This is a genomic window from Ciceribacter lividus (genome assembly GCF_003337715.1).
In the GTDB taxonomy this organism is placed as follows: domain Bacteria; phylum Pseudomonadota; class Alphaproteobacteria; order Rhizobiales; family Rhizobiaceae; genus Allorhizobium; species Allorhizobium lividum.
The window spans coordinates 36,268-60,946 of sequence record NZ_QPIX01000016.1 but is presented as its reverse complement, the minus strand read 5'-3'; the positions used below and the strand labels follow the sequence as shown (position 1 = coordinate 60,946).

The following is a 24,679-nucleotide window of genomic DNA, read 5'->3' as shown; positions in this document are numbered from 1 at the left end:
GTTGAGAAAGGAATGCCGACATGGTGTCACAATCACAGCTCACCAGTAGCGACGTCCGCCGCATCTGCGGCCACCTCCCCGATTGGAAAATTACCGAGATACTCGCCTGCGGCGGTGACATCGCAGCGCTCGAAGAGGCCATGGCATGGTCGATGGGCGATGACGAGACGACGCCCGAAAGGCATCTGCCGCCCGAGAGCGCGGCAGCAAAGATCCTGGATGTGCTTCTCGCCGAAGAAGAACAGGATGAATGGGAGGCCGGACGCAGCCCGTGACGGGGTCCGTCCGTCGGGGCCGGTCATCTGCCGGGGTGACCTCAGCCTGTCGCGGTCCTGCCGCCATCGTACCCGGCAAGAGCATCTGGAGAACAGTTATGGAAGTCACACCCCGCGTCACGTTCCGAGGCATGGATCATTCGGAAGCGGTCGAAGCTGCCGTGCATGAACGGATCGAGCGCCTTTCGCGCTTTCACGATCACATCACGTCCTGCAGTGTCGTGATCGAGGCTCCGCACAAACACAGTCAGAAAGGCAAGATCTATCACGTCCGGGTCAACATCAACGTGCCCGGCCGGGAGATCGTCGTCGGGCGCGAGGCGGAGGAGAACCACGCCCATGAAGACGTTCTCGTCGCGATCCGCGACAGCTTCGATGCCGCACAACGCCAGCTCGAGGATGTCGTGCGCAAGATGAGCTCGTACCGCGTGAAGGCGCATCCGGCGGCCCTGAAGGGGAGCATCACCCGCCTTGTCCCCGAGGAGGGCTTCGGCTTCATCCTCGGTGCGGACGGGCGCGAATATTTCTTCCGGCGCGAGAGCATGACGACCGAAAATTGGGGCGCGCTCAGCGAAGGCACCAAGGTGCGGTTTGCCGAACATGACGGCGAGAAGGGGCCGTATGCCTCTGCCGTCACTCCCGACTGAAGAAAGCCGAAAACAGGCGGGCGCTGACGGCGCCCGCCTTTTGCTGCTCAGGCGTCGCCCGGCCCGCTCAGAGGCGGCCGAGTTCGAAATCGGCGCAGGACATATCGAACTGCGAGAGCGCTTCTTCCAGATAGTCGGCGAGGAGCGGCAGACCGAGCAGGTATTCGGCCGTCTTGTTGTTGTGCGCCCGGGCCGCCTCGGCACGGATATCCGCCCATTCGGCGATCGTGCCGTCGCCGCGCCCGAGCCAGGCAAGCGCCACGAGGTCGACCTGCTCGTCGACGTTCATGTCGTCGATCAGCGAGGTGATCTCCTCGACGACCGGGTCGTCGGGATTGTCCTCGAGCACCGAGTACATGTGATCGTCCGACGGATTTGAGCCGGAATCCGGGATCGTCTGCTCATCCTTGGCGTCGAATTCCCGTACCTTGACGACGATGAAACAGACCTTTTCCGGAGATATCGAAAGTTCAGGCAGATCGGCGGCTTCTACTGGCTCACGTGCCATAGTGTGTCTCCCGCAATACTTGTTGGTTCACGACGGCGCCTTCAACAACGCCAACTATACGCCTCCGAGATTTTCCTGCCACAGGTTTCGGTTGCGCTTCTGACGGAACGCAAATCTCCGGCGCTCCGTTCCACGTTGTCCTCTGCCGGACCAGCCGTGCAGGCATTTTGCCGCGGCGTTTCCACGTTCCACACGTGCGTTTTCCCTTGCGCAGCCGTTGCGGCGGGCGCAACCTGTCCTTGCGCGGCAAAGGCCGCACATTCTCCTTTCCTGGAGGTACGATGATGGCGAAATCCGAAAACACCCAGGCTGCAGGCTGGTTCGACGGGGTGCTCAAGGTGCTGGCGCGCCTCGGCATCCTGCGTTACGGCGGTAAGGCGGCAGTCTACCATTCCGGCAGCGAGCGCCCGACGGAATTCCTGATGCCGAACGTCTTCAATGCCGAGCGGGACATGCCGCCGATGAAGGATCTCGGCGGCGGAGCGGAAAAGGACAAGGGGAAGGACGGCTGAGAGAGGCTTCCGGGTATTTGACCCGGAAAGCGCGTTGCCTACATAGTGCGGGCAACACGTCGAGGAAAACCTATGCGCATCGTCCTCCTGGGCTTCGGCTGGATCATGGTCGCGGTCGGCATCGTCGGCATCTTCCTGCCGGTGCTGCCCACCACGCCCTTCATGATCCTGCCTGCGGCGCTCTTTGCCCGTTCCTCTCCTCGCTTCGAGCAATGGCTGCTCGACCATCCCCGCTACGGCAAGCCGCTGCTCGACTGGCGGCGGCAGGGCGCGATCTCGCGGCCGGCGAAGATCGCATCAGTCAGCCTGATGGCCGTCAGCTACGGCATCGTGCTCTTCGCCGGGCCGCCTATGGTCTGGCTGAAGCTTACGATCGGCGTCATTCTCCTCGCCTGCGCAGCCTTCGTCCTCAGCCGGCCGCAGCCGAGCGCCTGAGCATAGAGGCTCCCGTGAGGATGGTTCAGCGCTGTGCCGCCTTCGCCTCGTCATAGGCACGAACGAGCGCGGTTGCCCGCGTCTTCACGACATCGGCCGCATCGCCCGGCTTGTAGAGGTTCGAGCCGAGGCCGAAGCAGCGGACGCCGACCCGCATATAGGCTGCAAAATCCGCTTCGGTCACACCGCCGACGGCGCCGAGCGGAACTTCCGGCGGCAGGACGGCCTTGATCGCGCCGATGCCTTGCGGGCCGAGGACGTTGGCGGGGAAGAACTTGATCGCCGCTGCGCCGGCCTTGATTGCGGCGAGCGCCTCGGTCGCGGTGAAGGCGCCGGGCATGGTCACCATGCCGTGCTCGACGCCGCGGCGGATGACGGCGGGATCGGTGTTCGGGGTGACGACCAGATTGCCGCCGACATCGGCCAGGCGGTCGACATCGTCGGGTGTCAGCATGGTCCCGGCGCCGATCATGCAGGAGGCGGGCGCGAGTTTCCGCGCCTTCTCGATGGAGGCGAAGGGATCGGGCGAGTTGAGTGGAATCTCGATCGCCTCGAAGCCGGCTTCGACGAGGGCGGCTATTACACCGTCGACCTCCGCCGTGGTGATCCCGCGCAGGATGGCGACGAGGTTGCGGTCGAGCTTCGGCCAGGAGACGGTCGGACGGGTCATCGGGAAACCTCGGAGCTTTGGAAGAGCGAACATGCGGCGGCGAACAGGCCCTTGCGGACCAGTTCTTCGCCATCGAGCAGGCGCGACTGCGTGCCGGCGATCTCGAGCGCCCGGCCGTAAAGTGCGGTCAACCGTGCCGAGCCGACGAGATGCACGGTCATGCCCTGCGGCAGGAAGGTGCGGGTCGCAGCAATCTCGGCGCCGATCAGCATCCCGGAGAGCCGTGCCGCGGGCTTCGGTGCATCGCCGCCGAGGAGCCCTGCGGCACGTATGGAAAAGAGGTGCGCGGAGAGGGCGAAACCGTCGGCGAGTGCCTCCGTCACGCCGTCGGAGAAGCCGCGGTCGTCGGCGGTGAAGGCGAGATCGTCGCCGATCGAATGCTTGAGGATCGACTGCCGGCTGAGGAGGTCGAAGAGTTCGCCGGTCATCACGGTCCGGAAGGCGGCGATCTTTCCGCCCTTCAGCTCGACCCATTTCGAATGGGTGCCGGGAAGGCAGAAGATGCCATCGGCAAGACCGCTCTCCACGGCGCCGGCAAGCTGGGTCTCTTCGCCGCGCATCACGTCGAAGGGACCGGTGGTGCGCTGGCAGACGCCGGGCAGGATGAAGACCGGCCGGGTGACGCCCGCCGGCGCTACCGCTTCTTTGTAGAGCGCGTCGAGCGGCGCCGGGGTCTCGACATAGGGAGCCTCGCGCCAGCCGGTGCGGGCACCGGCCATGCCGGTAATCGCGACCGGCAGGTCGGCGGAAGCGCCGAGGGCTGCGAGATGGCTTTCGAGCACCGCGGTGAAACGGCCGTCGGCGCAGGCGAGAAGCCCCTCGTCCGATTGCCGCCTTCCGAGCACGTTGCCCGCCCGGTCGACGACCCAGAGGCGGAAATTGCTCGTTCCCCAGTCGCCGAGCGCGCAGAACGCGCCGGCCGTCGTCTTTTCAGCTCCGGTGTCCGTCACGATGCGTGCTCCCGGCCTTCAGCGGAGGTCTTCCGGCAGGACAGCATGCGGCAGGTTCTGGTAGCAGACCGGCCGCAGGAAACGCCGGATCGACAGCGTGCCGACGGAGGTGGCGCCGAAGTTGGTGGAGGCCGGGTAGGGGCCGCCGTGGACCATGGCATCGCAGACCTCGACACCGGTCGGGAAGCCGTTCGCGAGAACACGGCCGGCCTTGCGCTCGAGGATCGGCATCAGCCGGCGGGCGAGCGTGGTATCGGGCTCGTCCAGGTGCAGGGTGCAGGTGAGCTGCCCGGCGAGGCTGTCGGCGATCTTCACCATCTCTTCTTCGCTGGTCACCGTCACGACGAGGCCGAGCGGCCCGAAGACTTCCTCGCCGAGTGCATGGTTTTCGAGCCAGGCCTTGCCGGTGGTGGCGAACAGGTAAGGTGTGGCGTTGCGCAGGTCGCAGGTGGACGTCAGCACCGCCTGGACGCCCGTCGAGCCCTCGATGCGCTTGGCACCGGAGCGGTAGGCCTCGGCAATGCCGTCGGTCAGCATGGTCTGGGCGCCGACGCCTTCGAGCTCCCGCTTGGCGGTCGCGACGAAGGCTTCGCTTTCCGGACCCTCGATCAGGACGGCGATACCCGGATTGGTGCAGAACTGGCCGGCGCCCATGGTGAGCGAACCGACCCAACCCTTGGCGATCGCCTCGCCGCGGGCCGACAGCGCGTTCGGCAGCAGGAACATCGGGTTGACCGAGCCCAGCTCGCCGAAGAACGGGATCGGGTCGGGACGGCGGGCGCAGAGATCGAACAGCGCGCGGCCGCCGGTCAGCGAGCCGGTGAAGCCGACGGCGCGGATCATCGGATGCTGGACGAGGGCTTCGCCGACATCGCGCTTGCCGCCCTGGACGAGCGAGAAGACGCCCGGATGCAGGCCGAGCCGCTTGATGGCGGCATGGATCGCGTGTGCGACGATTTCGCCCGTGCCCGGATGGGCGCCATGGCCCTTGACGATCACGGGGCAACCGGCCGCGAGAGCGGCGGCGGTATCACCGCCGGCCGTCGAGAAGGCGAGCGGGAAGTTCGAGGCGCCGAAAACGGCGACGGGGCCGATCGGGCGCTGCATCAGGAAGATCTCCGGACGCGGCAGCGGCTGACGGTCGGGAAGCGCTTCGTCGTGCCGGCGGTCGAGGTAGTCGCCCTTGCGGATATGCGAAGCGAAGAGCCGGAGCTGGCCGACGGTGCGGCCGCGCTCGCCGACGAGGCGCGCCTGCGGCAGGCCGGTTTCCTGGGTGCCGATCTCGGTGATCTCGTCGCCGAGCTTGTCGATCTCCTCGGCGATCGTTTCGAGGAAGACGGCGCGCTCCTCGCGGGTGGAGTAGCCATAGGTCAGGAAGGCTTCCTCGGCGGCGCGTGCCGCGCGGTCGACGAGGTCGGGCGTGCCGACGGCGAAATCGCGTGCCGGCCCGTGCGCCGGGGAAGAGGCGAAGGTCCCGTTGCCCGCTACCCACTCGCCGGCAATCAAGTGCTTTCCAGTGAATTCGAATGTCATCGCATCATCCTTTTGTCTTCGCTTTGCGTCGTGGCGAAAGAAATCCGGCACGTCATGCCGGATTCCGGGCTCCGCCCGCATCATGTCGTCTTTGGCGACCGGCCTCAGTCGTGGAAGGCGTCCACGTCCTGACGGTTGCCGCGCAGGAAGGCATCGGCCACGAGCCGCAAGGGCTGGAAATCGGCATCGCTCTGCCGTGCGCGGACGAGCGCCGCGAAACGATCATAGATGCCGGGATATTCACGGTCCGGGCCGGACGATGCCAGTGCTCCGTCTATATAGAGCTCGGCTCCGCCCTTTGAAAGGCGAAGTTCGCCGCCGTCCGTCTCGACCGTTATGTCCCAGGTCTGCGGGCCTTCCTGGCGCCAGTCGAACTCGACGCTGATCGGGGCGCCGGCCGCGCTCGCCATGGAGAGCGAAGCGGCGATCGGCTGCTGCCGGTTCGAGGGGAAGGAGAGGGCGGCCTGGTGCACGACGATCGCGCCGGGAATGATGGCGGTCAGAATCGAGAGCGCGTTGATGCCCGGGTCGAAGACGCCGAAGCCGCCGGCCTCCCAGATCCATGCCTGGCCGGGGTGCCAGCGACGCACGTCTTCCTTCCAGACGATCGAGGCGGAGCGGATCGTCTTGCCGGCGAGCCACTGCCGTGCCGGCTCGACGCCGAGCGCGAAGCGCGAATGCCAAGTGGCAAAGAGCGTGACACCGGCGGCAGACGCCATCGCGGCCAGCGCTTCCGCTTCGCCGAGCGTGGTCGCAGGTGGCTTTTCGAGGAGCACGTCGCGGCCCGCCTCGATCGCCTTGCGGGCCATGTCGAAGCGGACTTCCGGCGGCGTGCAGAGCGAGACCGCCTGTACATCCGGGCGGGCCTTCAGGAAGGCGTCGAAGTCCTCGAAGTTCTCGACACCGTCGATCTTGCCGTGACGGCTGACGGCCGCGGCGAGTTCGAAATCCTCGCCGCCGGCAATCGACGGAATGTGCTGGTCCCGGGCGATCTTGCCGATACCGACAAGCGCCAGCGAAATACGCTTGGACATGTCTTTCTCCTCAGTGCGAGTCGCGGCCGACGGGCGCGCCGCGGCAACCCTTCAGGAAATCGAAGTCGGCGCCGGTGTCCGCGCCTTCCACGTGGTCGTGGTAGAGGCGGGCATAACCGCTTGCGGGCGGCTCGACCGACGGACGCCAGTCGGCGAGACGGCGCTGCATTTCCTCGTCCGAGATGTCGAGGTGCACGCGGCGGGCCTCGACGTCGATCTCGATGAAGTCGCCGTTCCTGACAATCGCGAGCGGTCCGCCGCGGGCGGCCTCCGGAGAGGTATGCAGGAGCACCGTGCCGTAGGCGGTGCCGGACATGCGGGCGTCGGAGATGCGCACCATGTCGGTGATGCCCTTGCGCAGCACCTTCGGCGGCAGGCCCATGTTGCCGACCTCGGCCATGCCGGGATAGCCGCGTGGACCGCAGTTCTTCATGACCATGACGCAGGTTTCGTCGATGTCGAGGCTCTCGTCGTTGATCTTGGCCTTGTAGTCGTCGATGTCCTCGAAGACCACGGCGCGGCCGCGATGCTTCATGAGGTGCGGCGAGGCCGCCGACGGCTTCAGGACACAGCCCTTCGGTGCGAGGTTGCCGCGCAGAACGACGATGCCGCCCTGCTGGGTGAGCGCACGCTCGACCGGACGGATGACGTCGTCATTCCAGTTCCGGACGTCCTTCACCTCGTCCCAGATCGGGCCGCCCGAGACGGTCAGCGCGTCCTTGTGCAGCTTGCCCGCTTCGCCGAGCATCTTGATGACGACCGGCAGGCCGCCGGCGTAGAAGAACTCTTCCATCAGGTATTCGCCAGACGGCATCAGGTTGACGACGGTCGGGATGTCGCGGCCGAGGCGATCCCAATCGTCGAGCGAGAGGTCGACGCCGACGCGGCCGGCCATGGCCAGCAGGTGGACGACGGCGTTGGTGGAACCGCCGATCGCGCCGTTGACGCGGATGGCGTTCTCGAAGGCCTTCTTCGTCATGATGTCGGAGGGCTTCAGGTCGTCCTTCACCATTTGCACGATGCGGCGGCCGGAGAGCTGGGCCATGACCTTGCGGCGGCTGTCGACGGCCGGGATCGCGGCATTGCCCGAGAGTGCCATGCCGAGAGCCTCGACCATGGAGGCCATGGTGGACGCCGTACCCATGGTGTTGCAGGTGCCGGAGCTGCGCGACATCGAGGCTTCCGCTTCGAGGAACTCTTCCTGGGTCATCTCGCCGGCCTTCACGGCTTCCGAAAACTTCCAGAGATGCGTGCCGGAGCCGACGCGCTCGCCGCGGAAATAGCCGTTCAGCATCGGACCGCCGGTGACGACGATCGACGGCAGGTCGGTCGAGGCGGCGGCCATGACCAGCGAAGGCGTGGTCTTGTCGCAGCCGACGAGCAGTACGGCGCCGTCGATCGGCTGGCCGCGCATCGCTTCCTCGACCGCGAGTGCTGCGAGGTTGCGGAACATCATCGCGGTCGGACGGAAGGTGTTTTCCGAGGCCGAGAAGACCGGAATTTCGACTGGGAAGCCGCCGGCTTCCCAGACGCCCGCCTTCACCTTTTCCGCGAGTTCGCGCAGATGGCCGTTGCAGGGGGTCAGGTCCGACCAGGTGTTGAGGATGCCGATGACCGGGCGTCCGTCGAAGAGGTCATGCGGGTGTCCCTGGTTCTTCAGCCAGCCGCGGTGATAGATCGTATCGCGGCTGGTGCCGCCGAACCAGTGTTGGGATCGCAGTTTGCGGGGCCAGGCCGCCGGTTTGAAAGCACTCATGACGTTTTCTCTGTCTCTTTCTGGGGAGCCCGCCGCCCGATCGGCGGAAAACCCTCAGAGCATGTTGACGGTGACGGGTAGCTCCGCTGCACGAACGAGCCGGTTGCGCAGCGGCAGACCGAATTGCGGCGCTTCGATTTCGAAGATGTCGCCTTCCTTCGTCACGAAACCGTCGGCGCAGGAGAGCGTGGCGGTTCCGAACATATGCACGTGAAGGTCCCCCGGCTGGCGGAACAGCGCATACTTGAAATGGTGGTATTCGAGGTTCGCGATCGTGTGGGACATGTTGGCCTCCCCGGAGAGGAAGGGCTTTTCCCAGACGGTCTTGCCGTCGCGCAGGATGCGTGACGTGCCCTCGACATGATCGGGCAGGGCGCCGACCATCAGCTCCGGGCCAAAGGCCGCCGGCCGGAGCTTGGAATGGGCAAGATAAAGATAGTTGATCTTTTCGGTGACGTGATCGGAAAATTCGTTGGCGACCGAGAAACCGATGCGGAAGGGCGTCCCGTCCTCGCCGATGATGTAGTAGCCGGCAAGCTCCGGTTCTTCTCCGCCATCGAGTGCGAAGGAGGGAGAAACGAGGTCTTCGCCGGGCGCCACGGCTTCGACGCCGGTGCCCTTGTAGAACCATTCCGGCTGGACGCCGGTCTCACCCGGCTTCGGCTTGCCGCCTTCGATGCCCATGCGGAACATCTTCATGGAGTCGCTCATGCCCGCGGTATCGGTATGCATGCTGTCGCGCGCCGAGGCGGAGCCGGTGTGGGTGAGGCCCGTGCCGGTGAGATACATATGCGCCGGGTCCGGATGACGGACCGGGCAGTCGAGTTTGCCTTGGGCGGCGAGCGCGGCAAGATCGACCGCATCGCCCGCGCCCTGGCGTTCGATGATCGCAGCAAGCGGAGCCTTGGCGGCGATCGCGGCTTTGGCCAGCTCGTAGGTGTAGGCGAAGCCGGGAACGAGGCACGCGGCATCACCCTGGCGGCAAATCACGCCGCCAGTCTTCAATTGCGAGAGAAACATAAGCCTATCCTCAGACTGCTTTGTTTTTGTTGTAGACGTCGAAGTAGACAGCCGCGAGGAGCACAAGGCCCTTGATCAGCTGCTGGTAGTCGATGCCGATCCCCATGATCGACATGCCGTTGTTCATGACACCCATGATGAAGGCGCCGATGACCGCACCGGTGATCTTGCCCACGCCGCCGGATGCCGAGGCACCGCCGATGAAGCAGGCCGCGATGACATCGAGTTCGAAGCCGACGCCGGCCTTCGGGGTCGCCGAGTTCAGGCGGGCCGCGATGATCATGCCGGCAAGCGCGGCAAGAACGCCCATGTTGACGAAGGCATAGAAGGTCAGCCGCTCGGTATTGATGCCCGAGAGCTTCGCCGCCTTCTCGTTACCGCCGAGCGCATAGATGCGGCGACCGATGGTCGAGCGGTTGGTGACGAAGGAGTAGAGCGCGATCAGCACGCCCATGACGACCAGCACGTTCGGCAGGCCGCGGTAGGTCGCAAGCTGGAAGCCGAGGAAGAGCGCGACCGCACTGATGATCGCCATCTGCACGATGAAGAAGACGAAAGGTTCGTTCTCGGTGCCGTGCTGCTCGTTGAGACGACGGTTCTTCAGGCCGGAATAGATCGCGAGAGCAACAAGCGCGAAGACGACGAGCAGAGCCACGTAATTCTTGATCAGGCTTGTGCCCGGATCGGTGACCGACAGGAAGTCCGGAATGAAGCCGGTCGAAAGAAGCGTGAATTCCTTCGGGAACGGGCCAATCGGGCGCCCCCCGAGGGCCACATAGGTCAGGCCACGGAAGACCAGCATGCCGGCGAGCGTCACGATGAAGGACGGGATCTTCTGGTAGGCGACCCAGTAGCCCTGGGCCGCGCCCATAAGGCCGCCAAGCACCAGACACAGCGGCACCACCAGGGAGAAATGCCATCCCCACTTCACCAGCATGATTGCCGATATGCCGCCGATGAAGGCGACGATGGAGCCGACCGAGAGGTCGATGTGACCCGCCACGATGATCAGCAGCATGCCGAGCGCCATGATGACGATGAAGGAGTTCTGCAGCACCAGGTTGGTGATGTTGACGGGCTTGAACAGAACGCCACCGGTCAGGAACTGGAACAGCAGCATGATGACGACGAGCGCCAGCAGAAGGCCGTATTCACGGATGTTGTGACGCAGGTAGTCGCCCACGGAGACCTTGGGGGTTTCGGTTCTTGTTTCGGTGGTCATTTAGTTTTTCTCCCCAGAGCGCATGATGGCACGCATGATGGACTCTTGGCTTGCTTCTCCCTTCGGAAGTTCGGCGACGATGCGGCCCTCGTTCATGACGTAGACGCGGTCGCAGGTGCCGAGCAACTCGGGCATTTCCGACGAGATCATCAGGATGCCTTTGCCCTCGGCGGCAAGCTGGTTGATGATGGTGTAGATTTCGAATTTCGCCCCCACGTCGATGCCGCGGGTCGGCTCGTCGAGGATGAGGACTTCAGGGTTGGTGAACAGCCATTTCGACAGCACGACCTTCTGCTGGTTGCCGCCCGAAAGATTGACGGCTTCCTGGTAGATCGAGTGCGAGCGGATGCGCAGCTTGTTGCGGTAGCCCGAGGCGACCTGCGCTTCCTTGCGCTCGTCGATGACGCCGCTCTTGGAGACATCGCTGAGATTGGCGAGCGTCGTGTTCTTGACAATGTTGTTCTGCAGCACGAGGCCGAGCTGCTTGCGGTCTTCCGTCACGTAGGCGAGGCCGGCCTCGATCGCCCGCGGGATCGTGCTGACGTCGACCGGCTTGCCACGCATCAATACCTCGCCGGTGATCCTGTGGCCCCAGGAGCGGCCGAAGATACTCATGGCGGTCTCGGTGCGGCCGGCGCCCATGAGGCCGGCGATGCCCACGACTTCGCCCGCACGGACGGTCAGGTTGACGTCATGCAGGAACTGCCGGTCGCGGTGGTTCTGGTGGAAGACGTTCCAGTTTTTCACCTCAAGCAGCACGTCGCCGATCTTCGGCTCGCGTGGCGGGTAGCGGTCTTCCATGTCGCGGCCGACCATGCCCTTGATGATGCGGTCCTCACTGATCTCCTGCGTGTGACAGTCGAGGGTCTCGACGGTGGTGCCGTCGCGCAGGATGGTGATCTGGTCGGCGACCTTGCGGATCTCGTTCAGCTTGTGGGAAATGATGATCGAGGTCATGCCCTGCTTGCGGAATTCCATCAGCAGGGTGAGCAGGGCATCGGAGTCGTTTTCGTTGAGCGAGGCCGTCGGCTCGTCGAGGATGAGCAGGCGGACCTTCTTGGAGAGCGCCTTGGCGATCTCGACGAGCTGCTGCTTGCCGACGCCGATGTCGGTGATGCGCGTGCTCGGAGAATCCTTGAGGCCCACCTTCGCAAGAAGCTCTTTGGTCCTTGCAAAGGTCTGCGGCCAGTTGATCACGCCGTTGACGGCCATCTCGTTGCCGAGAAAGATGTTTTCAGCGATCGACAGCAGCGGCACGAGGGCCAGCTCCTGGTGGATGATGATGATGCCCAGTTCCTCGCTGTCGGAAATGGTGCTGAAGTGACGGACCTCGCCGTCGTAATGGATTTCGCCCTCATAGGTGCCGGCAGGATAGACACCGCTCAGGACCTTCATCAAGGTCGACTTGCCGGCGCCGTTTTCGCCGACCAGGGCGTGGATTTCGCCTTCGCGAACCTTGAGGTTGACGTTGTCCAGGGCTTTGACCCCGGGAAACGTCTTGGTGATGCCACGCATCTCGAGAATGATGTTGTCCATGTGCAGAATTCCAGCGCAGGCGGGCGACCAAGGCACAGCCGGCGGCGCAAGCTCCCTCAACGCGTATGATACAAAAACGGGTCCGCGAAAGGTCGCGGACCCGCCATGATCGCAAGGATTAGTTGTCGATCTGCTCGGCCGTGTAGTAGCCGGCACCGACGAGGACGTCCTTGGCATTGGCCTTGTCGAGTGCGACCGGCTTCAGCAGGTAGGACGGAACGACCTTGACACCGTTGTTGTAGGTCTTCTCGTCGTTGATCTCCGGGGTTTTGCCGCTCATGATGGCATCAACCATCGAAACGGCGACCTTGGCGAGTTCGCGCGTGTCCTTGAAGACGGTCGAATACTGCTCATCGGTGAGCATCGACTTGATCGAAGGCAGTTCTGCGTCCTGACCGGTTACGATCGGCATCTTCAGGTCGCCGGAGCCGTAGCCGACGCCCTTGAGAGCCGACAGGATGCCGATGGACAGGCCGTCGTAGGGCGACAGAGCGCCGTTCAGCTTGTCTTCGGTGTAGGTCGAGGAGAGCAGGTTTTCCATGCGAGCCTGGGCGACGGTGCCGTCCCAACGCAGGGTGCCGACCTGGTCCATGCCCATCTGGCCGGACTTGATGACGATGTCGCCGCTGTCGATCAGGGGCTGCAGAACCGACATTGCGCCGTCATAGAAGAAGAAGGCGTTGTTGTCGTCCGGAGAACCGCCGAAGAGTTCGACGTTCCACGGCTTGGTGTCCGGGAACTTCGCCTTGAGACCGTCAACGAGGCTGGTCGCCTGGAGAACGCCGACCTGGAAGTTGTCGAAGGTGGCGTAGTAGTCGACGTTGCCCGAGTCACGGATCAGACGGTCATACGCGATGACCTTCACGCCGGAATCGGCAGCCTTCTGCAGGATGTCGGAGAGCGTGGTGCCGTCGATCGCAGCAATGACCAGAACCTTGGCACCCTTGGTTACCATGTTCTCAATCTGGGCGAGCTGGTTCGGGATATCGTCGTCGGCAAACTGCAGGTCCGGGTTGTAGCCGGCTTCCTTGAACAGCTTCTCCATGGTTTCGCCGTCCGAGATCCAGCGGGTCGAGGTCTTGGTCGGCATCGAGATACCAACCATGCCCTTGTCTTCGGCAAAGACGTTGGACGTAAAGGATGCGATGCTGATTGCGACAGACGCAATCAGTGCGCCGAGTTTCTTCATGGTAACCTCCCTGGTCATACCGTACGGCGCCAAGCCCCTCCTGGCGCCGCTGAAACAAGAACGGGTGGCTGGCTTCGCAGCCCCCAGCTCCCGAGGCGAGTTTTATCGCCCTCGATATATCGATCAAATGATTATTTTGACTTTCTGCATATCATAGTTGATATACAGTTCATGTCCGAAATCCACTTTCAGCGCCTGCAACCGAAGCATTTCAGCCTGATCCGCGTGATCGCGGAGCGCGGGCAGCTCAGTCTCGCTGCCCAGGCGCTGTCGATCACGCAGCCCGCTGCCTCGCGGATGCTTGGGGACATCGAGCGGCTGATCGATGCGCCGGTGTTCGTTCGCACGCCGAAGGGCATGGAGCCGACGGCGGTGGGGCTCGCGCTCGCGCGGCGGGCGCGGACACTGCTGGAGGAGATGGACGAGGCGATCCGCGAGGTCGATGCGATCAAGCGCGGCCTGCGCGGCACCGTGCGTGCCGGTGCCGTCACCGGTGGGGCTGTGGGCTTCATCGTGCCCGCCATCCAGGCGCTCAAGGCGGAGGCGGCGGCAGCCGACATCCATGTCGACGTCGCCTCCAGCGACGCCCTGATCGGCGACCTCCTGTCGGGCCAGCTCGACTTCGCGCTCGGGCGTATTCCGGCAGGGATCGATGCGCGTCAGTTCGACATTCTCGACGCGCGCGTGGAGGAGGTGAACCTCCTCGTGCACGAGAGCCATCCGCTGGCCTACGCCAATGATCTGTCGCCGGCCGACATCGTGCATTTCGCATGGGTGATGCAGGCGCCGGGCGCGCCGGTGCGGCAGGCGGTGGAAGCGATGTTCATCGAATCCGGCGTGCAGATTCCCTCCAACATCGTCAACACGACCTCGCTGCTGGTGATGATCGCCATGCTTGCGTCCTCGAACGCCATCGCGCCCATGTCGCGGGAGGTGTCCGACCTCCTGTGCGGCAGCACCGGTACCGGCCTCTGCAAGCTCGACATCCGCGTGCCGATCGTGGTGGCGCCCTACCACCTCCTGACGGTCAAGCGGACGCAGATGACGCCGGTGGCGGCGCGGCTGCGCGATCTCGTCATGCAGGAGCTCCACGCCACCCCCCGGTGGTCCGGCAACCGATAGCGGCGGCGTCAGGTGGGAGTGAAGCCGCCGAGCCTGTTCGCTAGCGTCGCGATGGTTGGGGCGTTGGCATTGGCGAAGGCGAAACGCAGGTATGCCCCCTGACGCTCGCCGAAATAGGCGCCCGGCAGGCACAGCACACCGGCCTTCCTGGCGAGCATTTCCGCCACCTCGGCGGATGTCAGATCGCCGAAGGGGTGGCGGATGAAGGCGAAATAGGCGCCGAGCGAGTCCATCTTCCATGCGGGAAGGCCTGCCATGACGGCGCGGAGCGCGTCTGCGCGGGCGAGGATTTCTGCGCGGTTGGCGTCTCTCCATTGCTTCAGTGCCGGAATTGCTCTCGCGACGGCGACCTGCGGCGCGCGTGACGCGCAGATCTGCAAATTGTCCATGACCTTGGCGATCTCGGCGACCGTGCGTTCGCCGGCGGTGACGGCGCCGAGCCGGTGGCCGGGGATGCAGAACGACTTCGAGAAGGAATAGAGAAGGATGAGGTTTTCTTCCCATCCCGCCACCGACAGCAGGTCGTGCGGCCGTTCACCCGCCGGCAGGAAATCTCGATAGGTCTCGTCGAGAATGAGCCAGGCGCCGGCCGCACGGCAGAGTTCGAAGATGTCTTTTAGCAGTGGGCCGGGATAGACGGCGCCGGTCGGGTTGTTCGGGGTGACGAGGGCGATCGCCTTCACGCCCCGGGCGAGGACCTCGCGGACTCGTTCCAGGCGCGGCACGAAGCCGTCGGCGGCGTCGAGCGGCAGCAGTTCACAACCGATGCCGAGCATCGCCAGTGTCGTCTCCTGATTGAAATAGAAGGGGTCGGTCAGCGCCACCCGGTCGCCGGCGCCGGCGATTGCCATCACGGCCGCCATGAAGGCCTGGTTGCAGCCGGAGGTGATATGGATATTCGCGGCGGTGACGGGCGCGCCATAGATTTCAGCCATCTCCGCGGCATAGGCATCGCGCAGCGCATCCTCGCCCTCGATCGGCCCGTAGCCGGCGCAGGCCTTCGAGGCCGCAGCCTCGCCAAGCCAGGCGAGCATGTCGGGATGCGGCGGATAGCCGGGGACGGCCTGCGAGAGGTCGATCAGCGGTCCCGATGCACCGTCATAGGCGCGACCCCAGGCGAAGACCGAGGGAACCGGTGGTGGCGACAGCCGGAATACGAGCGGATTGAAGGAGGCAGAGGGCATGGTTCGTCGTCTTTCCAGTTTGCTTATCGCTTCTCGCTCTTGCGGCGGGGCTTGGTGGCAAGTGCGGCGCGCGGGTGGGACCGCGTTGAAAACGTGCCGAGCGGATCGGATTGCGCGGGCGCGGCACGCGGCGCGCGGCTGCGGATGAGGTGGCGGGCCGAGGTGCTCGGGCGGGAGAGCCGCTCGCTTTCGATGGTCGAGAACATCCAGTCGATGAAGACCTTGGCGATCGGGGCCGAACGCACCTCGTTGCGGCAGGTGACGTAGAAGGCGTCGGAGGCCGGAACCGAGAGGTCGAACGGGATAACGAGTTCGCCCGAGGCGATGAGACTGCTCGCAGTGATATTGTCGCCGAGCGCGATGCCCTGGCCATGACGGGCTGCTTCCGTGGAGAGCCTCGCGTCGCTCATGAAGTGTTCCCTGAGCCGCGGCATGTCGAGCTGATCGGCGGCGGCAAGCCAGGTGTTCCACTCACGTCCGTCGTCGCCGTGCAGCAGGACGTGGTCGCGCAGATCGCGGACTGAGCGCAGAGGCCGGCTGTTGAGAAGGGTCGGGCTCGCAACGGGGAAGAGTTCAAGGCTGCTCCACAGCCGCGCCCAGCAGTCACGCCAGCCGCCCGGCCCGTAGAGGATGGCGACGTCGATCTCCGGCGATTGCACGAGCGCGGCGTCGTTGCTGGAGGTGAGCGTCAGGCTGATCTCCGGATACTGCTCGCTGAATGAGCCCATGCGCGGGATCAGCCAGAGCGAGAGCAGGGCGGGGACGCACGAGACGCGCAGGTTGCCGCTGGTCGAGGGACGGTTGACCAGAGCGGTCGCGGCGGCAATGCCTTCGAAGGCGGAGGAGACGGCCGGCAGCAGCAGCGCGCCCTGCGGCGTCAGCTTGAGCCTGTTGCCGCCGCGTTCGAACAGGCTCGCCTTCAGGCTTTCCTCGAGCGTCCTGATCTGGTGGCTGACCGCGCCGTGGGTCACCTTCAGTTCGCGGGCGGCGGCGGAAATCGAGCCGAGCCTTGCGGCGGCCTCGAAGGCGCGGAGCGGATTGAGCGGTGGCAGGCGCGCGGTCATGGGCTCGATGCTTGTGAATTTTTCTCACATGGATTGCTATTACATCGTCAATTGCATTTCCATCCCTTTTGTAGGGATAATGCTCAACATTGAGGCAGGGCCGAAGAATGCCCTTTTGAAAGTCATATCGTGGCCAGGCCGCGGACCCGCTTTCGAAACGGCGAGGAAAGGAACGACGAGATGGCGTGGGATCCGGCGAAACTCGAGGCGCTCAGGGCGAAATACGGTGGCGACGGAGCCGGCGAGATTTTCGATCCGAAGTTCGCCAAAGTCGGCGCGAAGATCTTTTCGAACGGCACCCGCGCGGCTCCCTATGCCGGCGTGCCGACCTTCCTCAGCGCCCCGCATCGACAGGTCGACCCGCAGGCCCCGGATTTCGGCGACCTGCAGGTGGCGATCGTCGGCGTGCCGATGGATCTCGGCGTCACCAACCGGCCGGGATCGCGGTTCGGGCCCCGGGCCCTGCGCAGCATCGACCGCATCGGTCCCTACAACCACGTGCTCGATTGCGCGCCGGTCTTCGACCTCAAGGTGGCGGACATCGGCGACGTGCCGTTTTCCAGCCGCTACCGGCTGGAGCTCAGCCACGAGGACATCGAACGCTATCTCTCGAAGATCGTCGACGCCGGCGTGCTGCCGCTCTCGGTCGGCGGCGATCATTCGATCACCCAGTCGATCCTGAAGCCCATCGCCCGCAAGCACGGTCCGGTCGGGCTCGTGCACATCGACGCCCATTGCGATACCGGCGGGCCGTTCGACCAGTCGAAGTTCCATCACGGCGGCCCGTTCCGCAACGCGGTTCTCGACGGCACGCTCGATCCGACCCGCACGATCCAGATCGGCATCCGCGGCTCGGCGGAGTATCTCTGGGAGTTCTCCTACGAGTCCGGGATGACCGTGATCCATGCCGAAGAGATCACCGGCCTCGGCATGCCGGCGATCATCGAGAAGACCAGGAAGATCATCGGCGACGGCCCGACCTATCTCTCCTTCGACATCGACAGCCTCGATCCCTCGATCGCCCCGGGAACGGGCACGCCCGAGGTCGGCGGGCTCACCTCGCGCGAGGTGCTCGAACTCATTCGCGGGCTGAAGGGAATGAACCTCGTCGGCGGCGACGTGGTGGAAGTGGCGCCGCAATACGATGCGACCCACAACACCGCCCATGCCGGGGCGCAGGTTCTCTTCGAAATCCTGAGCCTGATGGTCTTCAGCCCGGCCGTCGTGAGGCGCTGAGCCGAAAGCAGGAAACCAGGCGGGCTTGCGCGAAAACGCATCCCGGCTTCAACTGAGTGATGACAACCAAGAGCCACATAAAGGGAACAAAGCCATGACGAAATTTCTGCAGACTTCGATCAGCCGCCGCGGCGTGCTGGCCGGCTCGATCGCCGGTGCGGGCATGCTTGCGATGCCCTCCATCCTCAAGGCCCAGGACAAGTCGCTGAAGGTCGGCGTCTACGGCGGCTACTTCAAGGACTCCTTCGACAAGAACATCTTCCCGGATTTCACCAAGGCGACCGGTATCGCAATCGAATCCGTCGCCGAGCCGACCGGGGAAGCCTGGCTCGTGCAGCTCGAGCAGGCCGCCAAGGCGGGCCAGGCGCCCGCCGACGTCTCGATGATGTCGCAGGTCGCGATGCTGAAAGGTCAGGCGACCGATCTCTGGGCGCCGCTTGATCTCGGCAAGATCAAGAACGTCTCGAACCTCGTCGACCACTTCGTCAACAAGTATCCGGACGGCCGGGTCGCTGGCCTCGGTGCCGTCGCCTGGTACATCACGCAGGTCACCAACACGGACGTCTACAAGGAGGCGCCGACCTCCTGGGCGGCCCTCTGGGATCCGGCGAACGAGGACAAGCTCGGCCTGCTCGCGCTCGTGTCCAACTCCTTCCTGCTGGAGGTGACGGCGAAAACCTATTTCGGCGGCACCAACGCGCTCGACACCGAGGAAGGCATCCTGAAGGTGTTCGACAAGCTCGCCGAGGTGAAGCCGAACGTCCGCCTGTGGTATCGTGACGAGGCGCAGTTCGAGCAGGCGCTGAAGTCGGGCGAGATCCCGATGGGGCAGTACTATCACGACGTGACGGGGCTTGCCGCTTCGGAAGGCCATCCGGTCCGCTCCACCTTCCCGAAGGAAGGCGGCATTCTCGATTCCGGCTGCTGGGCGCTGTCGCGGGCTTCCGAAAAGTCGGATGAGGCCCATGTCTTCATCGACTACATGTGCCAGCCCTCGATCCAGGCGACGCTGTCGCGCAAGGTCGGTACCGCGCCGACGGTCAAGCGCGACCTGCTCGACCTGACGGCGGAGGAATTCGCCGCGGTCTCCTCGGACATCGATCCGGTCATCCCGCGTTATGACCTCTACCAGACCAAGTCGGACTGGCTGAACCAGAAGTGGACCGAACTGATCGTCGGCTGACTTGGCGGGAGCTACGGCTGTCAACAAGACTGCCCCTCACCCTGACCCTCTCCCCGCAAGCGGGGCGAGGGGAGGCTGGAGTGCCGAGTGCCGCTCCTTTCCTTCTCCCCGCCTGCGGGGAGAAGGTGCCCGGCAGGGCGGATGAGGGGCTGTCGCCTCGATCAGAGTCTTCTGCTTGAGCGTGCCACCGGATTGCGACACAATTCGCCAGCGCAATGATATCCCGTGGCGGAAGGGCCATGTGCCCAGACCTTATTTGACTTCGGAGACATGATGTCCGGACTATCTCTCAACGGTGTCACCAAGCAATTCGGCCCCTTCACGGCCGTGGACGATGTGGCGCTCACCGTTCCGCACGGAACATTCGTCTGCATGCTCGGGCCATCCGGCTGCGGCAAGACGACCTTGCTCCGGATGATTGCCGGGCTCGACACGCCGACGAGCGGTGCGATCGTGCTCGACGGCGAGGACATCACTCGCGTTCCCACTCACAAGCGCAATCTTGGCATGGTGTTCCAGTCGCTGGCGCTCTTTCCGCACCTGACCGTCGGCGAGAACATCGCCTATCCGCTCAGGATCCGCGGCGTCGCCCGCGAGGCGCAGGCGAGGCGGGTCGAGGAACTCCTGTCGCTGATCCACCTGCCGGGCTATGCCGACAGGCCGGTGAACAAGCTTTCCGGCGGCCAGCGCCAGCGTGTGGCGATCGCCCGGGCGCTGGCGATCTCGCCAAAACTCTTCCTGCTCGACGAGCCGCTTTCGGCGCTCGATGCCAAGCTGCGCGAGGCGATGCAGGTCGAACTGCGCAAGCTGCAGCAACAGCTCGGCATCACCACCATCGTCGTCACCCACGACCAGCGCGAGGCGATGACCATGGCCGACACCGTGGTGGTGATGAACGGCGGCAAGATCCGCCAGGCCGCGAGCCCGATCGAGATCTACCGGAAGCCGGCGGACCGCTTCGTCGCCGATTTCATCGGCTCGACCAATCTCTTGCCGCTCACGGTCGACGGCGGTCGCACGCTCGTCCTCGGCCAGCCGGTCGAAGGCATTGCCGCGCCGGGCCAGACCGCCTGCAGCCTCTCCGTCCGTCCGGAGGACATCCATTTGTCGGCGCCGGGTGCTGGCCGGCTTTCCGGCCGCGTCACCTTTATCCGCGATCTCGGCGGCACCATCGAGACCTTCGTGGACGTCCGCGGCACCGAACTCATCGCCGTCTCGACGCCACGCGAGCGGCCGGCGGTCAGCGTCGGACAGGAGGTCGGCGTGATCATCGATCCGCAGACGGCCGTGGTGCTTGCCGCATGAGACGCGAACCGCCCCAGAAGGCGCTCGATTACGCGCCGCTCGTCTTTCCGGCGGGGATGCTGATCCTCTTCTTCGTCATCCCGTTCGGGACGATGATCGCGGTCAGCTTCTTCCAGCGCCAGCAGGGCGGCTTCTACGAGCCAGCCTTCGTCTTCGACAACTATGCGCGGTTCCTCTCCGCCTTCTTTGGCGGCGTGCTCGGCTTCTCGCTGCTGCTCGCGATCACGGTTGCCGTGGTCTGCGTCGTGCTCGGGCTGCCCTTCACCTACCTGCTCTCGCGCATGTCGCGGAAGGTGCAGGTGGTCTGGCTGGTGGCGCTCTTGTCGATCCTGTCGCTCTCCGAGGTCATCATCGGCTTCACCTGGTCGACGTTGCTCTCACGGACCGCGGGGATATCGAACCTTCTCGTCATGCTCGGGATCATGGCAAAGCCGATGGCGTTGATGCCGAATTTCGGGGCGGTGCTGACGGGCATGGTCTACCAGGCGCTGCCCTATACTGTGCTCGTTCTCTACCCGGCCCTGGTGCGTCTCGACCCGACGCTGACGGAAGCGGCGCGCACGCTCGGCGCCTCGCCGGTGAGGGCCTTCCTGACCGTTGTCGTGCCGGCGCTTCGCAACACCATCATCGCCACGCTGATCATGGTCTTCATCTTCGCGCTCGGCTGCTATCTGCTGCCGCAGATCCTCGGCCGCCCGCAGCACTGGACGCTTTCCGTGCTCATCACCGACCAGGCGATCTACCAGTCGAACATGCCGTTCGCTGCCGCCATGGCCGTCTTCCTGGTGCTGGTGACGCTTGGCATGGTGGCGCTGACGCTAATCGTCGGACGCAAGGGAGAGGCCGCATGAGCCGCAATCTGACACGTCTCTATTTCGTCCTCGTCGCGATCTTCCTCGCGATGCCGATCGCGGTGGTCGCCGGGGTGTCGGTGAACGAGAAGCAGAGCCTGACCTTCCCGCCGCAGGGATTTTCGCTTTCCTGGTATGGTGCGATCTTCACTGATCCGGGCTGGCGTGCGGCCCTGTTTTCCTCGGTTCTGCTGGCGCTCGCCTCGGCGGCGCTCGCGGTCGCCATCGCCCTGCCGCTCTCCTGGTTCCTGTGGCGACGGATCGCGCCGTGGGCGAATATCTTCCGGGTTCTCGGGATTGCCCCCTTCACGCTGCCGCCGGTGATCACCGCGCTCGGGCTCCTGACCTTCTGGGCGGGGACGGGCTTCTACGGCCAGCCGTGGACGGCGGTCATCGGGCACGCGATCTTCTTCGTGACCCTGCCGCTGGTGACGCTTTCTCTCGGATTTTCGGCGATCGACCGGTCGCTGGTCGAGGCGGCGGCGACCATGGGTGCCGACGACGGGACGGTTTTCCGGACCGTCGTCCTGCCGCTCATCCGGCCGTATCTGGTCTCCGGCTACGCCTTCGCCTTCGTGCTGTCGCTCAACGAGTACATCGTCGCCTACATGACGGTCGGCTTCACCATGGAGACGCTGCCGATCAAGATCTTCAACGCGCTGCGCTACGGTTATACGCCGGTGATGGCCTCCGTCACCGTGCTCTTCGTCGCCGCGGCGGCGCTGATCTTCGGGCTGGTGGCACGTTTCGGCGACCTGCCGAAGTTGCTCGGTGCCATGGCCGCCGACGAACGCTGAGCGTCGACGGCCCGTGTTGCGCCCTCGGTCTCAGGCCTGAAGGCCGCCGCGCAGCATTTCGATGATGGCGGAAAAGTCGCGCCCGCCCTGTCCCTGCTTTTCGAAGAGGCCGTAGATCTGCGCGGCTTCCGCCCCGAGCGGGGTTGCCGCACCGGTCGAAAGTGCGGCGTCCTGGGCGAGCTTCAGGTCTTTCAGCATCAGCGCCGCGGCAAAGCCCGGCCTGTAGTCGTTGTTGGCGGGCGAGGTCGGGACGGGGCCGGGGACCGGACAATAGGTGTTCAGCGACCAGCACTGGCCGGAGGACGTCGAGGCGACATCGAACAGCGCCTGGTGCGAGAGCCCCAGCGCCTCGCCGAGCACGAAGGCTTCGCAGACGCCGATCATGGAAATGCCGAGGATCATGTTGTTGCAGATTTTCGCTGCCTGCCCGGCGCCGTCGCCGCCGCAATGGACGATCTTGCGTCCCATGGCTTCGAGATAGGGCTTTGCGCGCTCGAACGCGTCTCCCGAGCCGCCGGCCATGAAGGTCAGTGTACCGGCGGCAGCACCACCCGTGCCGCCCGAGACGGGCGCGTCGAGCGAGGCGCAGCCCTTTCCGGCGGCAAGCTCATGGGCCTGGCGGGCGCTGCCGACGTCGATGGTCGAGCAGTCGATCAGGAGCGTCGAGGCCGGAACCGCCTTGACGAGCTCCCGCCAGACGGCGAGCACGTGCTCGCCCTTCGGCAGCATGGTAACGACGACGTCCGCACCTTCCGCAGCCTCCGCCAGCGAGGTGGCGGGGATGATGCCGTTTCCCGCCGCGGCCTTCAGGATCTCCGCGGAAAGGTCGAAGCCCCGGACCTCGTGCCCGGCCTTGACGAGGTTGGCGGCCATCGGGCCGCCCATGTTGCCCAGTCCGATGAATGCGATGGGTGCTGCCACGGGGTGTCTCCTTCTATCGGTTGTCGGCAAGGATCATTTCGGCGGCCTTCTCGGCGATCATGATCGTCGGCGAGTTGGTGTTGCCGGAAGTGATGGTCGGCATGATCGAGGCGTCGGCGATCCTGAGCCGTTTCAGCGCCCGCATCCGGAGCCGCGGATCGACGACGCTCTCGGTGTCGGCGCCCATGCGACAGGTGCCGACCGGATGGAAGATCGTCGTGCCGATGTCGCCGGCCGCACGGATCAAGTCCTCGTCCGTCTCGAAGGTGGGGCCGGGCTTGTATTCCTCGGGCTTATAGCGCGCGAAGGAGGGCTGGGCCGCGATCCGGCGGGTCAGGCGGATCGACCGGATCGCCGTCTCCCGGTCACTTGCTGTCGAGAGGTAGTGCGGACTGATCACCGGCTGGACGGCGAAGTCCGGGCTCTGCAAATGGATGGAGCCGCGGCTCTCGGGCCTCAGATTGCAGACGCTCGCCGTAATCGCCGGGAAGGGATGGACCGGATCGCCGAACTTGTCGAGCGAAACGGGCTGGACGTGGTATTCGAGATCGGCGGTGTCCTTGTCCGGGCTCGACCTGGTGAAGATGCCGAGCTGGCTCGGCGCCATCGCCATCGGGCCGGAACGTCGCAAGAGGTATTCGAGCCCGATCGCCGCCTTGCCGAAGAGGCTCGACGCCTTTTCGTTGAGCGTCGGCAGGCCGCTGACCTTATAGACGAGCCGGAGCTGCAGATGGTCCTGCAGGTTCTCGCCGACGCCCTTCACCTGCGTCACCACCTCGACGCCGGCCTTCTGCAGCACGTCGCCGCGCCCGACGCCGGAGAGTTCGAGGATGTGCGGGCTGCCGATGGCGCCGGCGGCGAGCACCGTCTCGCGACGGGCGCGGAAGGTCTTCGTCATGCCGTCGTGCCAGACCTCGACGCCGGCGACCGCGCCGTCCTCGATAATGAGCCGTTTCGCCTGCGCCCTCGTCAGCACGGTGAGGTTGCCGCGCTTGACGGCCGGCCGCAGGAAGGCCTTGGCGGTGTTCCAGCGGATGCCGGCCCGCTGGTTGACGTCGAAATAGCCGGAGCCCTCGTTGTCGCCGCGGTTGAAGTCGTCAGTCGTCGGAATGCCGGCTTCGAGTGCGGCCTTCTGGAAGGCTTCGAGGATCGCCCAGCGGACGCGCGCCTTTTCGACCCGCCATTCGCCGCCGGCGCCGTGCTTGTCGTCGGCGCCCTTGTAGAAATCCTCGGACTTGCGGAAGATCGGCAGTACATCCTCCCAGCCCCAGCCGGTGCAACCCATCTGCCGCCAGAGGTCGTAGTCGCGCGCCTGTCCGCGCATGTAGATCATGCCGTTGATCGACGAGCAGCCGCCGAGCACCTTGCCGCGCGGATAGAGGAGGGCACGGCCGTTCAGCCCCTCTTCCTTCGCGGTGGTGAAGCACCAGTCCGTCCGCGGATTGTTGATGCAGTAGAGATAGCCGACCGGGATGTGGATCCAGTGGTAATTGTCCCTGCCGCCCGCTTCCAGCAGCAGCACGCGCGTTGAGCGGTCTGCGGCGAGGCGGTTGGCCAGAACGCAGCCCGCGCTTCCGGCGCCGACGATGATGTAGTCGTAGTTTTCCATGTCGCTCCGCTAGTCCCTTCTCCCGGCGTGCGGGGATAGGGTGAGGTGAGGGCAGACGCCCTGCCATGCCATGATGCTCTGCCCCTCATCCGGCCTGCCGGCCACCTTCTCCCCGCAGGC

The 24,679-nt window shown here is 64.9% G+C and carries 24 protein-coding genes; 10 read left to right on the top strand and 14 right to left on the bottom strand.

Annotation, left to right across the window (positions count from 1 at the left end; genetic code table 11):
• The first annotated feature begins 20 nt into the window (after positions 1 to 20).
• Together DFR48_RS20955 and DFR48_RS20950 are read left to right on the top strand one after the other, a co-directional pair.
• Positions 21 to 275, top strand: a complete 255-nt coding sequence (locus DFR48_RS20955) for a hypothetical protein (protein ID WP_112691182.1) — start codon at positions 21 to 23, stop codon at positions 273 to 275.
• Between the two features lie 98 nt (positions 276 to 373).
• On the top strand, positions 374 to 922 hold the full coding sequence (locus tag DFR48_RS20950; protein ID WP_114365162.1) for an HPF/RaiA family ribosome-associated protein: 549 nt from the start codon (positions 374 to 376) through the stop codon (positions 920 to 922).
• A 67-nt stretch (positions 923 to 989) separates the two neighbouring features.
• Here the strand turns inward: DFR48_RS20950 and DFR48_RS20945 are convergent, their stop codons facing one another.
• Positions 990 to 1,430 (bottom strand): DUF3775 domain-containing protein, encoded by a 441-nt coding sequence (locus DFR48_RS20945; RefSeq protein ID WP_210206026.1) that lies wholly within the window; start codon positions 1,428 to 1,430, stop codon positions 990 to 992.
• 284 nt (positions 1,431 to 1,714) lie between these two features.
• Here DFR48_RS20945 and DFR48_RS20940 point away from each other — a divergent pair, with 284 nt between their 5' ends.
• Together DFR48_RS20940 and DFR48_RS20935 are read left to right on the top strand one after the other, a co-directional pair.
• Positions 1,715 to 1,942 (top strand): hypothetical protein, encoded by a 228-nt coding sequence (locus DFR48_RS20940; RefSeq protein ID WP_147273563.1) that lies wholly within the window; start codon positions 1,715 to 1,717, stop codon positions 1,940 to 1,942.
• A 72-nt stretch (positions 1,943 to 2,014) separates the two neighbouring features.
• Complete coding sequence (locus DFR48_RS20935; protein WP_114365160.1) at positions 2,015 to 2,377, top strand: YbaN family protein; 363 nt, start codon at positions 2,015 to 2,017, stop codon at positions 2,375 to 2,377.
• Positions 2,378 to 2,402: 25 nt separating this feature from the next.
• On the opposite strand, the gene DFR48_RS20930 is transcribed toward DFR48_RS20935, so the two are convergent.
• The 9 genes from DFR48_RS20930 to chvE form a co-directional block, all read right to left on the bottom strand.
• A complete protein-coding gene (locus DFR48_RS20930) occupies positions 2,403 to 3,047 on the bottom strand; it encodes a 2-dehydro-3-deoxy-6-phosphogalactonate aldolase (RefSeq protein WP_114365159.1) in 645 nt (214 codons plus the stop codon).
• Positions 3,044 to 3,997, bottom strand: coding sequence for a 2-dehydro-3-deoxygalactonokinase (locus DFR48_RS20925; RefSeq protein ID WP_114365158.1), 954 nt, complete (start codon positions 3,995 to 3,997; stop codon positions 3,044 to 3,046). Before DFR48_RS20925 ends, DFR48_RS20930 begins: the two co-directional genes overlap by 4 nt.
• An 18-nt stretch (positions 3,998 to 4,015) precedes the next feature.
• Positions 4,016 to 5,530 (bottom strand): aldehyde dehydrogenase (NADP(+)), encoded by a 1,515-nt coding sequence (locus tag DFR48_RS20920; protein ID WP_114365186.1) that lies wholly within the window; start codon positions 5,528 to 5,530, stop codon positions 4,016 to 4,018.
• 104 nt (positions 5,531 to 5,634) lie between these two features.
• Complete coding sequence (locus DFR48_RS20915) at positions 5,635 to 6,564, bottom strand: Gfo/Idh/MocA family protein (protein WP_114365157.1); 930 nt, start codon at positions 6,562 to 6,564, stop codon at positions 5,635 to 5,637.
• Between the two features lie 10 nt (positions 6,565 to 6,574).
• A complete protein-coding gene (gene araD, locus DFR48_RS20910) occupies positions 6,575 to 8,320 on the bottom strand; it encodes an L-arabinonate dehydratase (RefSeq protein ID WP_114365156.1) in 1,746 nt (581 codons plus the stop codon).
• A 54-nt stretch (positions 8,321 to 8,374) separates the two neighbouring features.
• On the bottom strand, positions 8,375 to 9,340 hold the full coding sequence (gene araD1, locus DFR48_RS20905) for an AraD1 family protein (RefSeq protein ID WP_114365155.1): 966 nt from the start codon (positions 9,338 to 9,340) through the stop codon (positions 8,375 to 8,377).
• Between the two features lie 10 nt (positions 9,341 to 9,350).
• Positions 9,351 to 10,562, bottom strand: coding sequence for a multiple monosaccharide ABC transporter permease (mmsB, locus tag DFR48_RS20900; protein ID WP_114365154.1), 1,212 nt, complete (start codon positions 10,560 to 10,562; stop codon positions 9,351 to 9,353).
• Positions 10,563 to 12,098 (bottom strand): multiple monosaccharide ABC transporter ATP-binding protein, encoded by a 1,536-nt coding sequence (gene mmsA / locus DFR48_RS20895; RefSeq protein ID WP_114365153.1) that lies wholly within the window; start codon positions 12,096 to 12,098, stop codon positions 10,563 to 10,565.
• Positions 12,099 to 12,216: 118 nt separating this feature from the next.
• Positions 12,217 to 13,287, bottom strand: coding sequence for a multiple monosaccharide ABC transporter substrate-binding protein (gene chvE / locus DFR48_RS20890; protein WP_114365152.1), 1,071 nt, complete (start codon positions 13,285 to 13,287; stop codon positions 12,217 to 12,219).
• A 171-nt stretch (positions 13,288 to 13,458) separates the two neighbouring features.
• On the opposite strand from chvE, the gene DFR48_RS20885 reads away from it, so the two are divergent.
• Positions 13,459 to 14,409: a LysR family transcriptional regulator gene (locus tag DFR48_RS20885; protein ID WP_114365151.1), complete on the top strand. Its 951-nt coding sequence runs from the start codon at positions 13,459 to 13,461 to the stop codon at positions 14,407 to 14,409.
• Positions 14,410 to 14,417: 8 nt separating this feature from the next.
• On the opposite strand, the gene DFR48_RS20880 is transcribed toward DFR48_RS20885, so the two are convergent.
• The gene (locus DFR48_RS20880) at positions 14,418 to 15,593 is read right to left on the bottom strand and encodes an aminotransferase (protein WP_114365150.1); all 1,176 of its coding nucleotides are present in this window, start codon (positions 15,591 to 15,593) and stop codon (positions 14,418 to 14,420) included.
• A 23-nt stretch (positions 15,594 to 15,616) separates the two neighbouring features.
• Positions 15,617 to 16,657, bottom strand: a complete 1,041-nt coding sequence (locus tag DFR48_RS20875; protein WP_114365149.1) for a LysR substrate-binding domain-containing protein — start codon at positions 16,655 to 16,657, stop codon at positions 15,617 to 15,619.
• A 180-nt stretch (positions 16,658 to 16,837) separates the two neighbouring features.
• Between DFR48_RS20875 and speB the strand changes: the two genes are divergently transcribed.
• The 5 genes from speB (at position 16,838) to DFR48_RS20850 (ending at position 22,029) form a co-directional block, all read left to right on the top strand.
• Positions 16,838 to 17,893 carry an agmatinase gene (speB, locus tag DFR48_RS20870; RefSeq protein ID WP_114365148.1) on the top strand — a complete coding sequence of 352 codons (1,056 nt, stop codon included), beginning with the start codon at positions 16,838 to 16,840 and terminating at the stop codon, positions 17,891 to 17,893.
• A gap of 94 nt (positions 17,894 to 17,987) precedes the next feature.
• On the top strand, positions 17,988 to 19,076 hold the full coding sequence (locus DFR48_RS20865) for an ABC transporter substrate-binding protein (protein ID WP_114365147.1): 1,089 nt from the start codon (positions 17,988 to 17,990) through the stop codon (positions 19,074 to 19,076).
• 273 nt (positions 19,077 to 19,349) lie between these two features.
• Complete coding sequence (locus DFR48_RS20860) at positions 19,350 to 20,381, top strand: ABC transporter ATP-binding protein (protein WP_112691165.1); 1,032 nt, start codon at positions 19,350 to 19,352, stop codon at positions 20,379 to 20,381.
• Positions 20,378 to 21,232 carry an ABC transporter permease gene (locus tag DFR48_RS20855; protein ID WP_114365146.1) on the top strand — a complete coding sequence of 285 codons (855 nt, stop codon included), beginning with the start codon at positions 20,378 to 20,380 and terminating at the stop codon, positions 21,230 to 21,232. The genes DFR48_RS20860 and DFR48_RS20855 overlap by 4 nt, the downstream gene beginning before the upstream one ends.
• Complete coding sequence (locus DFR48_RS20850) at positions 21,229 to 22,029, top strand: ABC transporter permease (protein WP_114365145.1); 801 nt, start codon at positions 21,229 to 21,231, stop codon at positions 22,027 to 22,029. The genes DFR48_RS20855 and DFR48_RS20850 overlap by 4 nt, the downstream gene beginning before the upstream one ends.
• Positions 22,030 to 22,059: 30 nt before the next feature.
• Here the strand turns inward: DFR48_RS20850 and mmsB (DFR48_RS20845) are convergent, their stop codons facing one another.
• Together mmsB (DFR48_RS20845) and DFR48_RS20840 are read right to left on the bottom strand one after the other, a co-directional pair.
• Entirely contained in the window at positions 22,060 to 22,950 is an 891-nt protein-coding gene (gene mmsB / locus DFR48_RS20845; RefSeq protein WP_280956443.1) for a 3-hydroxyisobutyrate dehydrogenase, read from the bottom strand.
• Positions 22,951 to 22,963: 13 nt separating this feature from the next.
• Entirely contained in the window at positions 22,964 to 24,559 is a 1,596-nt protein-coding gene (locus DFR48_RS20840; protein ID WP_114365144.1) for a GMC family oxidoreductase, read from the bottom strand.
• Positions 24,560 to 24,679: the final 120 nt, after the last annotated feature.